The 13,911-nt window shown below is 71.2% G+C and carries 18 protein-coding genes; 6 read left to right on the top strand and 12 right to left on the bottom strand.

Features of this window, described 5'->3' with window-relative positions; translation table 11 throughout:
- Positions 1-74: 74 nt before the first annotated feature.
- Positions 75-1,142, top strand: coding sequence for an ATP-dependent DNA ligase (locus tag ACZ6TB_RS16630; protein WP_465555159.1), 1,068 nt, complete (start codon positions 75-77; stop codon positions 1,140-1,142).
- A gap of 65 nt (positions 1,143-1,207) precedes the next feature.
- Positions 1,208-2,770 carry an alpha/beta hydrolase gene (locus ACZ6TB_RS16625; RefSeq protein WP_465555157.1) on the top strand — a complete coding sequence of 521 codons (1,563 nt, stop codon included), beginning with the start codon at positions 1,208-1,210 and terminating at the stop codon, positions 2,768-2,770.
- On the opposite strand, the gene ACZ6TB_RS16620 is transcribed toward ACZ6TB_RS16625, so the two are convergent.
- A complete protein-coding gene (locus tag ACZ6TB_RS16620; RefSeq protein WP_465555155.1) occupies positions 2,721-3,275 on the bottom strand; it encodes a potassium channel family protein in 555 nt (184 codons plus the stop codon). The two genes, ACZ6TB_RS16625 and ACZ6TB_RS16620, sit on opposite strands and share 50 nt — an antisense overlap.
- Positions 3,276-3,321: 46 nt before the next feature.
- On the opposite strand from ACZ6TB_RS16620, the gene ACZ6TB_RS16615 reads away from it, so the two are divergent.
- Positions 3,322-3,786 carry a GNAT family N-acetyltransferase gene (locus ACZ6TB_RS16615; protein ID WP_465555153.1) on the top strand — a complete coding sequence of 155 codons (465 nt, stop codon included), beginning with the start codon at positions 3,322-3,324 and terminating at the stop codon, positions 3,784-3,786.
- 94 nt (positions 3,787-3,880) lie between these two features.
- Here ACZ6TB_RS16615 and ligD read toward each other — a convergent pair whose 3' ends face one another.
- The 3 genes from ligD to ACZ6TB_RS16600 all read right to left on the bottom strand — a co-directional run bounded on the left by ligD (position 3,881) and on the right by ACZ6TB_RS16600 (position 6,183).
- A complete protein-coding gene (ligD, locus tag ACZ6TB_RS16610) occupies positions 3,881-4,909 on the bottom strand; it encodes a non-homologous end-joining DNA ligase (protein WP_465555151.1) in 1,029 nt (342 codons plus the stop codon).
- A gap of 142 nt (positions 4,910-5,051) precedes the next feature.
- Positions 5,052-5,594, bottom strand: coding sequence for an LPXTG cell wall anchor domain-containing protein (locus ACZ6TB_RS16605; protein WP_465555149.1), 543 nt, complete (start codon positions 5,592-5,594; stop codon positions 5,052-5,054).
- A 94-nt stretch (positions 5,595-5,688) separates the two neighbouring features.
- Positions 5,689-6,183, bottom strand: a complete 495-nt coding sequence (locus tag ACZ6TB_RS16600; protein WP_465555147.1) for a hypothetical protein — start codon at positions 6,181-6,183, stop codon at positions 5,689-5,691.
- A 76-nt stretch (positions 6,184-6,259) separates the two neighbouring features.
- Here ACZ6TB_RS16600 and msrB point away from each other — a divergent pair, with 76 nt between their 5' ends.
- On the top strand, positions 6,260-6,667 hold the full coding sequence (gene msrB / locus ACZ6TB_RS16595) for a peptide-methionine (R)-S-oxide reductase MsrB (RefSeq protein ID WP_465555145.1): 408 nt from the start codon (positions 6,260-6,262) through the stop codon (positions 6,665-6,667).
- Here the strand turns inward: msrB and ACZ6TB_RS16590 are convergent.
- The 5 genes from ACZ6TB_RS16590 to ACZ6TB_RS16570 all read right to left on the bottom strand — a co-directional run bounded on the left by ACZ6TB_RS16590 (position 6,664) and on the right by ACZ6TB_RS16570 (position 9,589).
- Complete coding sequence (locus ACZ6TB_RS16590; protein WP_465555143.1) at positions 6,664-7,701, bottom strand: glycosyltransferase family 2 protein; 1,038 nt, start codon at positions 7,699-7,701, stop codon at positions 6,664-6,666. The two genes, msrB and ACZ6TB_RS16590, sit on opposite strands and share 4 nt — an antisense overlap.
- Positions 7,702-7,714: 13 nt before the next feature.
- The gene (locus ACZ6TB_RS16585) at positions 7,715-8,173 is read right to left on the bottom strand and encodes a dihydrofolate reductase (protein ID WP_465555141.1); all 459 of its coding nucleotides are present in this window, start codon (positions 8,171-8,173) and stop codon (positions 7,715-7,717) included.
- Between the two features lie 8 nt (positions 8,174-8,181).
- Complete coding sequence (locus ACZ6TB_RS16580; protein WP_465555139.1) at positions 8,182-8,985, bottom strand: thymidylate synthase; 804 nt, start codon at positions 8,983-8,985, stop codon at positions 8,182-8,184.
- Positions 8,986-9,054: 69 nt separating this feature from the next.
- On the bottom strand, positions 9,055-9,267 hold the full coding sequence (locus ACZ6TB_RS16575; protein ID WP_465555137.1) for a hypothetical protein: 213 nt from the start codon (positions 9,265-9,267) through the stop codon (positions 9,055-9,057).
- A gap of 46 nt (positions 9,268-9,313) precedes the next feature.
- Positions 9,314-9,589 (bottom strand): isoamylase early set domain-containing protein, encoded by a 276-nt coding sequence (locus ACZ6TB_RS16570; protein ID WP_465555135.1) that lies wholly within the window; start codon positions 9,587-9,589, stop codon positions 9,314-9,316.
- Positions 9,590-9,672: 83 nt separating this feature from the next.
- Here ACZ6TB_RS16570 and ACZ6TB_RS16565 point away from each other — a divergent pair, with 83 nt between their 5' ends.
- On the top strand, positions 9,673-10,134 hold the full coding sequence (locus ACZ6TB_RS16565; RefSeq protein WP_465555133.1) for a GNAT family N-acetyltransferase: 462 nt from the start codon (positions 9,673-9,675) through the stop codon (positions 10,132-10,134).
- Here ACZ6TB_RS16565 and hemQ read toward each other — a convergent pair.
- From hemQ to hemE, 3 genes are read right to left on the bottom strand one after another with little or no spacing between them, the layout of a single operon-like run.
- Complete coding sequence (gene hemQ, locus ACZ6TB_RS16560; protein WP_465555131.1) at positions 10,106-10,807, bottom strand: hydrogen peroxide-dependent heme synthase; 702 nt, start codon at positions 10,805-10,807, stop codon at positions 10,106-10,108. The genes ACZ6TB_RS16565 and hemQ overlap by 29 nt on opposite strands.
- Positions 10,804-12,195, bottom strand: a complete 1,392-nt coding sequence (gene hemG, locus ACZ6TB_RS16555; RefSeq protein ID WP_465555129.1) for a protoporphyrinogen oxidase — start codon at positions 12,193-12,195, stop codon at positions 10,804-10,806. The genes hemQ and hemG overlap by 4 nt, the downstream gene beginning before the upstream one ends.
- Before the next feature lie 47 nt (positions 12,196-12,242).
- Positions 12,243-13,265 carry a uroporphyrinogen decarboxylase gene (gene hemE, locus ACZ6TB_RS16550; protein ID WP_465555127.1) on the bottom strand — a complete coding sequence of 341 codons (1,023 nt, stop codon included), beginning with the start codon at positions 13,263-13,265 and terminating at the stop codon, positions 12,243-12,245.
- A 73-nt stretch (positions 13,266-13,338) separates the two neighbouring features.
- Here hemE and ACZ6TB_RS16545 point away from each other — a divergent pair, with 73 nt between their 5' ends.
- Positions 13,339-13,905, top strand: a complete 567-nt coding sequence (locus ACZ6TB_RS16545) for a DUF3000 domain-containing protein (RefSeq protein WP_465555125.1) — start codon at positions 13,339-13,341, stop codon at positions 13,903-13,905.
- The last annotated feature ends 6 nt before the right edge of the window (positions 13,906-13,911 follow it).

Raw genomic sequence — 13,911 nt, 5'->3', positions numbered from 1 at the left:
GAGCTTGGAGTCTCCCCCTGGGGGAGAGTCAAGAGGGGCTTCCGGAAAGCGGCGGAAGCGGCACACTGGTTGCCATGGATCTGCCGATCAACCCGCCGGTCAAGCCGATGCTCGCCAAGCCCGTCGCCGACATACCGCCGGGGCAGGTCTACGAGCCGAAGTGGGACGGCTTCCGTTCGATCATCTTCCGCGACGGCGACGAGGTGGAGATCGGCAGCCGCAACGAGAAGCCGATGACCCGCTACTTCCCCGAGGTGGTACGGGCCGTGCTGGCCAACTTCCCGGAGCGGGCCGTGATCGACGGCGAGATCATCGTGGCCGACACCGAGCGCAACACGCTCGACTTCGAGGCGCTCCAGCAGCGCATCCACCCCGCGGCGAGCCGGGTGAAGCTGCTGTCCGAGCAGACCCCGGCCAGCTTCGTGGCGTTCGACCTGCTGGCGATCGGCGACGAGGACCTGACCGAGCGTCCCTTCGCCGAACGCCGCGAGCGGCTCCTCGACGTACTCAAGGATGCGCGGCCACCGGTGCACATCACCCCGGCCACCGACGATCTTCCCACCGCCGAGCGGTGGTTCGCCGAGTTCGAGGGCGCCGGGCTGGACGGGTTGATCGCCAAGGGCCGGGACCTGACCTATCAGCCCGACAAGCGGGTGATGACCAAGATCAAGCACAAGCGCACGGCGGACTGCGTGGTCGCCGGCTACCGGGTGCACAAGTCCGCCGAGGACCGGATCGGATCACTTCTCCTCGGCCTGTACGACGAACGCGACGTCCTGGTCTCGGTGGGGGTGATCGGCGCCTTTCCCGTCGCCGTCCGGGAGGAGCTGTTCCGCGAGCTCCAGCCGCTGGTCACCACGTTCGAGGGCCACCCCTGGGACTGGGCCGCGCACGAGCAGGGCGAGCGCACCCCGCGCAAGAACGAGTACAGCCGGTGGAACAACGGCAAGGACCTGTCCTTCACGCCGCTGCGGCCGGAGCGCGTGGTCGAGGTGCGCTACGACTACATGGAGGGCATCCGGTTCCGGCACACCGCTCAGTTCGAGCGCTGGCGCACCGATCGCGAGCCGCACTCGTGCACATACGACCAGCTGGAACGGCCGGTGCAGTTCAATCTGGCCGAGGTGCTCACCAGCCGCTGACCGAAGTTGTCGGACCGACCGGCTAGCCTCGACCCCAGCAACCCAGCCGTCGAAAGGCCGCAATCGTGCCGCGTCGTCTCCGCCTCGTCGCCGGGATCCTCCTCGCGACGGTCCTCGCCGTCGCGGGCTGCACCGTGCCCACGTTCGCCCCGGACGGGTCGGGCGAGGCCACCCCGACCGGCTCGGCCGCGCCCAGCCCCGGCGCCGGCACCGCCGACTGGCAGAACTGCGACGACATCCCCGAGGAGCTGGTCGGCCGCGGCGCCGCCGGGATGAGCTACGACTGCGCCACCGTCCAGGTGCCGAAGAACTGGGGCGACCAGAGCTCCGGCGAGACGTACGACGTCGCGCTGATCCGGGTTCGGTCCAAGACGCAGAAGAACCGCATCGGCTCCCTGCTGATCAACCCGGGCGGCCCCGGCGGCTCCGGCATCGACACCGCGGTCTACCTGTCCTACGGCGAGGCGCTCGGCGGCCTGCCGACGGCGATCACCGACCAGTTCGACATGATCGGCTTCGACCCGCGCGGCGTCAGCCGGTCCAACCCGATCAAGTGCATCAGCAGCGCCGACCAGGACGCGAGCTTCGCCGCCCCGCCCGACCCGGCGAGCCAGGCCGCCTTCGACAGCTACGTCGCGCTGAACAAGAAGATCGCGACGACCTGCGGCAGCAAGTACGGCGACGAGCTGGTCAACTTCTCGACCGTGCAGGCCTCCAAGGACATGGACGCCATCCGCGAGGCGGTCGGCGACAGCAAGATGACCTACCTCGGCTTCTCCTACGGCACCCTGCTCGGCGCCACCTACGCGCAGGAGTTCCCGGGCAACATCCGGGCGATGGTGCTCGACGGCGCGGTCGACCCCAAGCAGAGCTACGTCGAGGGCTCCGAGTCGCAGGCCAAGGGCTTCGAGCGCGCGTTCACCAACTTCAGCACCTGGTGCAAGGCGACACCGGCCAAGTGCCCGATCGCGCCCGACGCGCGCAAGGCGGTCACCGACGCGATGGCCGCCGCCGACAAGAACCCGGTGCCCTACTCCGACGGCCGCAAGGCGACCTCGGGCTGGATCTTCCTGGCCGTGATCTCGTCGCTCTACACGGAGTCGAGCTGGGTGACCCTGGCGGCGGCGGTGGCGCAGCTCAAGCAGGGCAACGCCAAGGGCATCTTCACGCTCGCCGACCAGTACGCGGAACGAAAACCGGACGGCTCCTACAGCAACCTCTTCGACGCGAACCTCGCGGTGAACTGCGCCGACACCAAGGACGCGCCGGGCGTCGACGAGATCCGCAAGCTCCAGGGCGAGTGGCGCGCGAAGTACCCGCTGTTCGGGGCGTCCCTCGCGGTCGGCATGCTGCCCTGCGCGTTCTGGCCGGGCGAGCGCGAGCCCTACCCGGCCGGCCCGGCGACCGGCGCCCCGCCGATCGTGGTGGTGGGCACGACCGGCGACCCCGCGACGCCGTACGAGAACACCGCCGACCTGGCCAACATGCTGGGCGTCGGGCACGTGCTGACGTGGGAGGGCGAGGGCCACACGGCCTACCCGAGCACGCCCTGCATCGTGAAGGCCGTCGACAACTACCTCATCGGTCTCCAGGTGCCGCAGGAGGGCCTGCGCTGTCCGGCAAAGTGAGGCCGTCCGGCGCGGGCGACGCGAGGCCGTCCGGCGCGGGCGGAGCGAAACCGTCCGGCGCGGGCGGAGCGAAACCGTCCGGCGCGGGCAACGTGACTCCCTCACGCTCGGCGAAGGCTTCGAGCAGCGCCCGTACGCGTCGCAGGTTGTTCTTGAGCTCCTCCTGCTCCTCGTGGCGGAAGGCGTCCTGATCGACGATCAGCTTGCTGGCGAAGTGAGCCGTGATCAGCGGGATCACGACCAGCACCATGACCGAGATGAGCAACCCGGCGAGCACCCGCCCCTCCCACGTCGAGGGCGAGATGTCGCCGTAGCCGACGGTGGAGGCGGTCACGATCGCCCACCACAGCGAGTCACCGAAGGACGCGCTCTTCTCGAAGAAGTGGTAGAGCAAGCTACAGATCGTGATCAGGATGGCGTAGGCGAGGATCAGGGTCCGCGGTGAGTTCGCCAGCCAGACGAGCCCGCGGTAGGCCCTCCGGATCGGCGTGAGCAGGACGTACATGGCGAACATCGTGCCCGAGCGGCGCACACACGGTAAGGAACAACCGTTGGATTTCCGACTGGCCGGCCGGGCGGACGTGCCCGCGATCCTCCATCTGCTCGCCGACGACGACATCAGCCGGGAGCGCGGCTTCGGGGTGGTGCCCGAGGAGATCGACGCGGCGACCTGGGCGGCGTTCGAGGCGATCGACGCCGACCCCAACAACGAGCTGGTCGTCGCCGAGGCCGGTGGCGAAGTCGTCGCGACCTGCCAGCTCACGTTCACGCCCGGGCTGAGCCGCGGCGGCGGCTGGCGGATGACCATCGAGGCGGTCCGGGTGAGCGCGGACCGGCGCGGTGGCGGCATCGGCAAACAGCTGATGGCGTACGCGCTGAATCGCGCCCGCGAACGCGGCTGCCGCCTCGCTCAGCTCACCACCGACAAACGCCGCGCCGACGCGCACCGCTTCTACGAGTCGCTCGGCTTCACCGCTTCCCACGAGGGCATGAAGCTCGCGCTCACGAGGGCATGAAGCTCGCGCTCACGAGGGCATGAGGCTCGCATAGGGCTTCAGGTGAGGGCCGCGAGGGCTGAAGGGGGCGCCGCGAGGGCCGGGAGCGGGGAAGCTACGGCTGCGTCCAGTTCGCGTGGTTCATCTTGCTCGGCTGCACCCGCGGCGGCTCGCCCGGCATCTTCGGGTGATCGGGCGGATAAGGCATGTCGCCCTGGCCGTTCTTCTCGTCGCGCTCGACCCACTCCAGCAGGGGCGTGATGTCGTGGGCCACGTCGTCGATCGCCGCGTGCGGGTCGCCGATCTTGGCGAAGCGCGGGGGCATCGTGCGCAGGTCGAAGTCGTCCGGCTCGACGTCCGTGAGCTCGTCCCAGGTGACCGGGGCCGACGCCGTGGCCCGGCCGTTCGCCCGCAGCGAGTAGGCGCAGGCGATCGTGCGGTCGCGGGCCATCTGGTTGAAGTCGATGAAGACCTTCTCGCCGCGCTCCTCCTTCCACCAGGCCGTCGTGATCCGGTCGGGGCTGCGCCGCTCCACCTCGCGGGCCAGCGCGATCGCCGCCCGCCGCACCTGCACGAACGACCACTGCGGCGCGATGCGGATGTAGACGTGCACGCCGCGGCCGCCGGACGTCTTCGGGTAGCCGACCCAGCCGAGGTCGGCCAGCACCTCGCGGACCACGTTCGCGGTGGCGACCACCTCCGCGAACCCGGTGCCGGTGTGCGGGTCGAGGTCGATGCGCAGCTCGTCGGGGTTGTCGACGGCCGCGCGCCGCACCGGCCAGGGGTGGAAGACGATCGTGCCCATCTGGGCGGCCCAGGCGACGTGCGCGAGGTCGGCGGGGCAGAGCTCGTCGGCGGGCCGGCCGCTGGGGAACGTGATGCGCGCCGACTGCACCCACTCCGGGACGCCGCGGGTCGCCATGCGCTTCTGGTAGAACGCCTCGCCCTCGATGCCGTCGGGGAAGCGCTGCAGCGTGGTGGGCCGGTCCTTCAGCGCGCGCAGGATGCCGTCGCCGACCGCGAGGTAGTACTCGAAGACGTCGCGCTTGGTGTACCCCTTGCTCGGGAAGACGAGCTTGTCGGGGCTGCTCAGCCGGACGGTGTGGCCGGCGATCTCGTGCTCTTCCGCTGCGGCTTTCGGCATGCGTCCGACCCTATGCCGCCGAGGCGGCCGGAGCCGCCCCACCATGCGGGCGGAAACAGCTGGGCGGGCGGAAACAGCGAAGCCGCCCGGCGGACCGAGCGGCTTCCAACCACAAACACTGACAAATCGGGCGTACGCCCAATCAGGCCGACCGGCGACGGCGGGTGTAGAAGACGGAGGCCGCACCGGCCGCCACCATCAGGCCGCCCAGCGACATGATGGCGCCCATCGGCGCGCCCGTCACCGGAAGCGCGTGACCGGCGCTGACGCCACCACCCGTGCTGGTGGTCGGCGACGGCGTGATGACGCCCTGCACGCTCGGGCCGGCCGGCGGAACGGTGTCGACGTGGGCGGTCGGCGTGGTGGTGGCCGGGGCCGGGCTCGACGGCCGGGTGGTCGCCGGCGTGGTCGCCGGCGTGGTCGGCGTGCCGTAGCCGCCGTGACCGCGGGTGTGCTGGCCCTGGCCGGTCACGCCACCGGTGGTGGGCGCGGCGGTGGCCGGGGCGGTGTCACCGGCGCCGGTCGCGCCGTAGTCGCATTTGTCGCGCTGATCCGAGGCGCACGGGGACGCCGTCACGACCGGGCGGGCGCCGTGGCTCTGCGCGGCCAGGGCCGGCGAGGCCGCGAAGAACAGGGCTGCCGCCGCGGGCAGTCCGGCGACGAGAATTCGGCGAGTTGCACTCATGAGGAGTTTTCCGTTCTGTTGCGGTATTTCCATGTCCGGTGGGGAGCATAGCGGCAATTGCCCGATTTACCCGCTAATGCCCACCGGCGGGTCATCATCCCGGAAGACCACCGAAACGGTGACTCCGCCATATATAGGACAAAGCGAACATTTTTACCTCGAATTGCGGGTCCGCGGTCAGGAGACCACCGCTGTACGGGGCGTTGAGCTGCACACTCGCGCCGGAGTCGAGATAGACGGACACCACCGTCCGGCCACCCCGGCGCTCGGCCCGCATGTCCACGACGCGGTGCCAGGGCGCGAGGCCGCGGGCGAAGAGCGACCGCGTCCGGATGCCGCCCGGGCAGAACTCGGTGCCGGTGCATCGCCCGACGAGCAGGCCGGTCAGCGCGCCGAGCCCGAGCGGCCCGAAGACCAGCAGCGGCCACAGCCACGGTGGCGGCGCCTCGGCGTCGGCCCAGGCCAGGACGGCGGCGGCGAGGACGGCGGCGACGACGCCCACCGCCGCGACCAGGGCGCCGAGGTAGAGGCCGCGGCCGAGGGCCTGCTGGCAGGTGGGCCGGAACGTCGCGGGCGATGCATCTTCCATGTCCGGTCCAACGGGTGTGGCGACGGCAACGGCCGCACTCGGGGTGCGTCGGCGTTCACCGACGTAGATTTGGAACATGGCAACAAACGACACCACCCTGCCCACCACCGAGGACGAGTGGCGGGTCCGTCTTTCCCCGGCCGAGTTCCGGGTGCTGCGTCAGGCCGGCACCGAGGCGCCCTGGTCCGGCGAGTACGTCGACACCAAGACCGAGGGCACGTACGAGTGCCGGGCCTGCGGCGCGCAGCTCTACCCCAGTGACTACAAGTTCGACTCGCACTGCGGCTGGCCGTCCTTCGACGACGCCATCCCCGGCGCGGTCAAGGAGATCGACGACATCAGCCACGGCATGGTCCGCACCGAGATCCGGTGCGCCCGCTGCGACTCGCACCTGGGCCACGTCTTCCGCGGTGAGCACTTCACCGACAAGAACACCCGGCACTGCGTGAACAGCCTCTCGATCCGCCTCGACCCCAAGGCCTAGGCGGCCCGAGCCCCGGTATCAGCGCCGGCTTCGACCGGAGCCGGCGCGGTCCCCTCATCGCCGGTGTCGGTGCCGGACTCAGAGTCGGTGTCGGTGCCGGTTTCAGTGTCGGTATCGGTGTCGAAGGCGACCAGGAACGACGGCCGGTTCTGGGTCGCGGCGTAGATGCGGCCGATGTACTCGCCCAGCAGGCCCAGGCAGATCAGCTGGATGCCGCCGAGCAGCAGGACCGCGATGTAGAGCGACGTCCACCCCGGCACGGTCCCGCCCAGCGACCAGGCCAGCAGGCCGCCGACGACGAGCGCCAGACACGCCACGAAGCTGACCAGGCCGAGCCAGGTCGCCACCCGCAGCGGCGCCGCCGAGAAGCTGGTCACGCTGTCCACGGTCAACCTGATCATCTTGCCCAGTGGGTATTTCGTCCGGCCGGCCACGCGCGCCGACCGGGCGTACTCGACCGACGCGCTCGCGAACCCCAGCGACGGCACCACCAGGCGGTAGACCGGCCGCTGCTCGGGCAGGTCGTTGAGCACGTCGACCACGGCCCGGCTCATCAGCCGGAAATCGCCGGCCTGGGTCCCGACGAAGTCGCCGACCAGGCGCCGCATCAGCCAGTAGTAGAGCCCCGCCGTGCGCCGCTTGAAGATCGAGTCCGTCCGGCGGTCGACTCGTACGCCGTAGACCACGTCGACGCCCCGGACCCGGGCGGCGGACACCATCGCGGCGATCACCTCGGGCGGGTCCTGAAGGTCGGCGTCGATCGTGACCACGTAGTCCCCGTGCGCCGCGCGCAGGCCGGCCGCCAGTGCCGACTGATGCCCGGCGTTGCGGCGCAGGGCGACCACCCGCAGCTCCGGCCATCCGGCGTGCAGCGCGAGCAGGCGAGCCACGGTGGCGTCCCGGCTGCCGTCGTCGACCGCGACGACCTCGTAGGGCAGGCCGAGCCCGTCCAGCACCGGCCGCAGCCGGGCGGCGAACCGGTCGACGGCCGTCGCCTCGTCGTACATGGGCGTGACGACCGAGACGGTGACCATGCTTCCCCCCAGGTCAGACCCGCGTGAGGTCCTCCACGACGTAGCGCAGGCCGTTCGGGGCGGTGATCCAGCCCGAGTCGGCGGAGACGGTCCACTCGTCGCCGAGCGCGGGCGCGTGCGTGTCCCCCTCCACTTCCAGATCTATACGCGTACGCACGATGTGGCGGGCTTTCGGCAGAAATGCCGCGTAGATCGCGGCGCCGCCTATGATCCACACATTGTCGTCGACCGGTGTCTCATCGAGATCGTGGATCACTTCGGCGCCGGGCGCTCGCCACGATAAATCGCGGGAAATGACGACATTGCGGCGCCCGGGCAACGGCCGCCGTGGCAATGAGTCCCACGTGGCGCGACCCATGACCACGGTCGCGCCGGTCGTGCGCTCCTTGAACAGGGCCTGCTCCCCCGGCAGCTTCCACGGGATGTCGCCGCCCGCGCCGATGACCCGACCGCGCGCCTCGGCCCAGATCATGTGCACGGTCACACGGCCACCGGCGCCTTCAGGGCCGGGTGGTGCCGGTAGCCGACCAGCGTGAAGTCGTCGTAGGCATGGTCGAACAGCGAGGCGGCCGGCGCGATCTCGAGCGTGGGGAACTCGTACGCCTCGCGGGAGAGCTGCTCGCGTACCTGATCGACGTGGTTGTTGTAGATGTGGGTGTCGCCGCCGACCCAGATGAAGTCGCCGGGCACGAGCCCGACCTGATCGGCCATCATGCGGGTGAGCAGCGCGTAGCTCGCGATGTTGAACGGCACGCCGAGGAAGAGGTCGGCGCTGCGCTGGTAGAGCTGGCAGGAGAGCTTGCCGTCGGCCACGTAGAACTGGAACATCGCGTGGCACGGCGCGAGCGCCATCCGCGGCAGGTCGGACACGTTCCACGCCGAGACGATCATGCGGCGGGAGTCGGGGTCCTTGCGCAGCGTGTCGAGCACCCCGGAGATCTGGTCGGCGTGCGAGCCGTCGGGCATCGGCCACGAGCGCCACTGCACGCCGTAGACCGGGCCGAGCTCGCCGTCGGCGTCGGCCCACTCGTCCCAGATCGTGACGCCCTGGTCGCGCATCCAGCCGACGTTGCTGTCGCCGCGCAGGAACCACAGCAGCTCGACGGCGATCGACTTGAAGTGCACCCGCTTCGTGGTGATCAGCGGGAACCCGGCCGACAGGTCGTAGCGCAGGCGCTCGCCGAACAGGCTCACCGTGCCGGTGCCGGTGCGGTCGCTCTTCGGGGTTCCGGTGGTGAGGACGCGGCGCAGCAGGTCCTCGTACTGGGTGTCGACAGCAGCCATGGCTGCAAACCTACAGGTGGCTCCGCCGGCGCCACCCCGGTGGCAGAGGGGGCGGCGACGGCGGAGTGCTCACCCCGCCCAGGCTTCGGCCATCTGTTGTTGCCCCGGCGCCTGTGCCGGCGCGACGAATCCAAGGTCGGCGCCGACGAGCTGCCAGCGCTCGTACAGCACCTGATCGTGCAGGATGTTCCGGACGTCCTGATGTGCCGCCCGCAACTCGTCCAGTGCCGCCTCGTACCGAGCGACACGCTTCTGCAGGTCCGAGGCCTCGTACGTGGTCATGCTGCCAGATTAGCCATAAGTGAGGCTTTTTCCGGCTTTTTCGCGTTTAGAGCCGCAACTCGCTTCCGTGCGGCCCCACCGCGTCGGCGTGGTCGTCGTCCATCCACACGCCGTCCGAGGCCAGGTAGCGGAACGAGTACCGGCCCGGCGGGAGCGGCACGCTCACGGTCCGCGTCCCGTCCCGGCGCAGCTTCAGCTCGTGCTCTCCGGGCGTCCACCCGTTGAACGTGCCCACCACGCTCACCGTGCCCGACGGGTCGTCGGCCGGCAGGCAGAAGGTCACCCGGGTCTTGTTGCCGAAGAGCCTGCTTCGCTTGATCATGAAGTCCTCCACAGCTCGGGCTTCCATCCGTACAACGGGCGGCCGCGATACGGGTGACGGCGCGCCGCCATACGATCTGCCACATGCGACCGGAACCCCGCGACGACGTGCGCGCCTCGTCGTTCGCCGATCTCGACGCCCGCACGCTCTACGCGATCATGAGGCTGCGGAGCGAGGTCTTCGTCGTCGAGCAGGAGTGTGTCTACCTTGATCCGGACGGCCGGGACACCGAGCCCGGCACCCGCCATGTCTGGATAAATCACGACGGGGAGATCGGGGCATATCTCCGCGTTCTGGATGACGGCGACGTGCAGCGCATCGGCCGGGTGGTGACCGCGGCGAAGGCGCGGGGCAACGGCCTGGCGGCCCGGCTGATGACCGAGGCATTGACGATCATCGGCGCGCGGGGCAGCGTTCTGGACGCCCAGGCGTACCTCAAGAATTTTTACGCCAAGTTCGGCTACGAACAGACCGGCCCAGAGTTCATCGAAGACGGCATTCCGCACATTCCGATGTTCAGGGAAGCGCGGCCACCAGCTCGCTGACCGAGCGCCGGCGACCCGTGTAGAACGGGACCTCCTCGCGCACGTGCCGCCGCGCCGTTGACGCCCGCAGGTCGCGCATCAGGTCGACGATCCGGTGCAGCTCGTCGGCCTCGAAGGCGAGCATCCACTCGTAGTCGCCGAGCGCGAACGACGCCACCGTGTTGGCCCGCACGTCCGGGTAGCCGCGCGCCATCTTCCCGTGCTCGGCCAGCATGAAACGGCGCTCCTCGTCGGGGAGCAGGTACCACTCGTAGGAGCGGACGAACGGGTAGACGCAGATGTACGACCGCGCCTCCTCGCCGGCCAGGAACGCGGGCAGATGGCTCTTGTTGAACTCGGCCGGCCGGTGCAGCGCCATCTGCGACCAGACCGGGCTCAGGTGCCGGCCCAGGCCGGTGCGGCGGAACAGCCCGTACGCCTCCTGCAGCGCGTCGGAGGAGCTGGAGTGCCACCAGATCATCAGGTCGGCGTCGGCGCGCAGGCCGGAGACGTCGTACGTGCCGCGGATCGTCACGTCCTTGCCGGCCAGCTGCTCGAAGAGCCCGTCCACCTCGTTCGCCAGCTCGTCGCGCAGCGCGGGCAACGGGGTCGAGGCCCGGAACACCGACCACATCGTGTAGCGGATGGTCGCGTTCAGCTCGTTGATCCGCGACGCGTTCGACTGCTCGCTCATGCTTCCTCCAAGGACTTGCTCACGTCTTCGGCGGCCTTCTCGCCGCTGGCGATGCACGCCGGGATGCCGACACCGTCGAAGGCGGCGCCGGCCAGCGCCAGCCCCGGCGGCAGCGCGGCCCGGGCGAACGCCACCCGGTCGCGGTGGCCCGGCGCGTACTGCGGGAGGCCGCCGCCCCACCGCTGGATCCAGGCCGCGGCCGGCGGCGGCAGCTCCCCGCCCATCAGCTCGCCCAGCTCGCGGCGGGCCCGGTCGAGCAGCACCTCGTCGTCGAACTGGAGACGCGCCTGCTCGCCGGCCCGCCCCAGCGACGCCCGGACGATGACCGGCCCCGCGTCCGCCGCCAGGTGCGGCCACTTCTGCGTGAAGAAGGTCGCGGCCTTGACCAGCGTGCCCTCGCTCGGCGGCACCAGGAACCCGGAGAGGGTCGGCAGCGGCGTGCCGGGCGGCAGCGCGAGGCCGACCAGCGCCACGCTCGCGTAGTCGAGCACGCCCACGGCCTCGGCGGCCTCGGCCGAGATGCCGGCGAGCAGGCGCGAGGCGGGACGGGCGGGAACGGCGATGACCACGGCATCGACATCATCGGTCTGGGGCATCGGCGCGGCGCCCAGAAGCAACCGCCAACCATGCGCCGTACGCGAGATGTCGCGCACCGGCAGGCCCAGGCTGATGCGAGCGCCGCTGGCCGTCGCCGCCGCCGAGACCAGCCGGGTCATGCCGCCGCGGACCGCGCTGAAGACCGGCCGGCCGGACGGTGGCTTGGCCCGCTGGGCGGCGCGCACGGCCGCGCCCAGGGTGTGCTCCACGCGCGCGGCCCGGGCCAGCTGCGGGGCGGTCACCTCGAGCGACAGACGGTCGGCGCGGCCCGCGTAGACGCCGCCGAGCAGCGGGTCGACGAGGCGGTCCACGATCTGGTCGCCGTAGCGCTCGCGGACCAGCCGGCCCACGGCGACGTCGGCGCCCTCGGCCAGCAGCGGTTGACCGCGGTCGGTGTCGTGGCCGGACGCCCGGGCGAGGCCGGCCAGCGACCCGGGATCGGCGGGGACGCCCATCAGCGTGCCGGCCGGGATCGGGTTCAGCCGGCCGCCGATGGACAGGGCCGCCGGCACCTTCGCCGGGTGCGCGAGGTCGAGGCCGAGATGGCGGGCCAGGGCGACGGCGGCCGAGTCGCCACCGTCCGGCGCCGAGGTCAGGAACGACTCGGCGCCGCGCTCGACCGGCAGGCCGCCCAGCTCGCCGGTGCGCAGCTTGCCGCCGAGCACGCCGCCCTGCTCGTACACGATGATGTCGGTCGTCGCCGGCGTCAGGTCGCGCAGACGCACGGCGGCGGCGAGGCCGGCTATACCGCCGCCGATGACCGCAACCCGCTTCCGCACGTAGTCCACCATCCCAGGCGGGGCGCCCCGGCGGCCACCGGGGTCCGCCGGTGTGACCCTTACAGCGAGTGCACCAGCTCGACCAGGCGGGTGAGCACGTCGGGGTCGGTCTCGGGCAGCACGCCGTGCCCGAGGTTGAAGACGTGACCGGGGGCGGCGCGGCCCTGCTCGACCACGCGGCGGGCCTCCCGCTCGACGACCTCCCAGGGCGCGAACAGCACGGCCGGGTCGAGGTTGCCCTGCAGGGCCTTGCCCGGGCCGACGATCTCGGTGGCGCGATCCAGCGGCGTACGCCAGTCGACGCCCACCACGTCGGCCCCGGCCTCACCCATCGCCGGCAGCAGCACCCCGGTGCCGACGCCGAAGTGGATGCGCGGCACGTCCTCGTTCGCCAGTCCGGCGAGCACCTCGCGCGAGTGGGGCATCACGTACTCGCGGTAGTCGGCCTCGGACAGCGCGCCGGCCCACGAGTCGAACAGCTGCACGGCGCTGACCCCGGCCGCGATCTGGGTGCGCAGGAACGCCAGCGTGATCCCCGCGAGGCGGGTCATCAGGGCATGCCACAGGCCCGGCTCGCCGTACATCATCGCCTTGGTTTTGGTGTACGTCCGCGAGGGACCGCCCTCGATGAGGTAGCTGGCCAGGGTGAACGGCGCGCCCGCGAAGCCGATGAGCGGGGTCGGGCCGAGCTCGCCGACCAGCAGCCGCACCGACTCGGCGACGAACCAGACGTCCTCGGCGCCGATCGGGCGCAGGCGCTCGAGGTCCTTCTCGGTCCGGATCGGATCGGCGACCACCGGCCCGGTGCCGGGCACGATGTCGAGGTCGACGCCGGCCGCCGCGATCGGCACCACGATGTCGCTGTAGAGGATCGCCGCGTCGACGTGGTGCCGCCGGACCGGCTGCAGGGTGATCTCGGTGACCAGGTCGGGACGCCGGCAGGAATCCAGCATCGCGATGCCTTCGCGAATCTTGCGGTACTCGGGCAGCGAGCGCCCGGCCTGCCGCATGAACCAGACCGGGGTGTGCGGCACGTCGCGGCCGCGGCACGCCCGCACGAAAGCTGAATCGTTCGCAGTCACCGCGCAATCCTGCCATGTCCCCTCGGCGCGGCGATCGACGACTGACACGGGCGAGCGGCATAGGCTTCCGGGCATGGCGACCCCCTCCGCTACCCCCGAGGCGTTCACCCGCGCCGTCGACGGGCTGCGGGCGGCCGCGCCGAGGCCGGAGATCCTGCTCGAGGAGATCGCCGCGCCGCAGCGTCTGGCGCCGTTCTCGTTCGCGCTGAGCGCCACCGTGCTGCGCGCCGGCGACGAGGTGGCGAGCGGCCGGCTGATCCTGCTGCACGACCCGGCCGGGCACGAGGCCTGGCGCGGCGACGTGCGGCTGGTCACGCTGGTCACGGCCGAGCTGGAGCCGGACATGGCCGGCGACCCGCTGCTGCCCGCCGTGGCCTGGACCTGGCTGACCGACGGCCTCGAGCAGCACGACGCGGCCTACACGGCGATCGGCGGCACCATCACGCAGACCGCCTCGACCCGGTTCGGGGAGCTGGCCGGGCCGGCGCCCACGGCCGACCTCGAGGTCCGCGCTTCGTGGACGCCGACCTCCACCGACACGGCCGCGCACCTATTGGGGTGGTGCGCGATGCTCGCGTCCACGGCCGGCCTGCCGCCGCCGGGGGTCACCGCCTTGAATGACCGCCACCGGGTCGGCTAGGTCCTT

The sequence above is a fragment of the Actinoplanes sp. NPDC051537 genome (assembly GCF_055586105.1).
The sequence above is the reverse complement of the archived record's forward strand: the minus strand, read 5'-3'. Positions and strand labels throughout refer to the sequence as shown.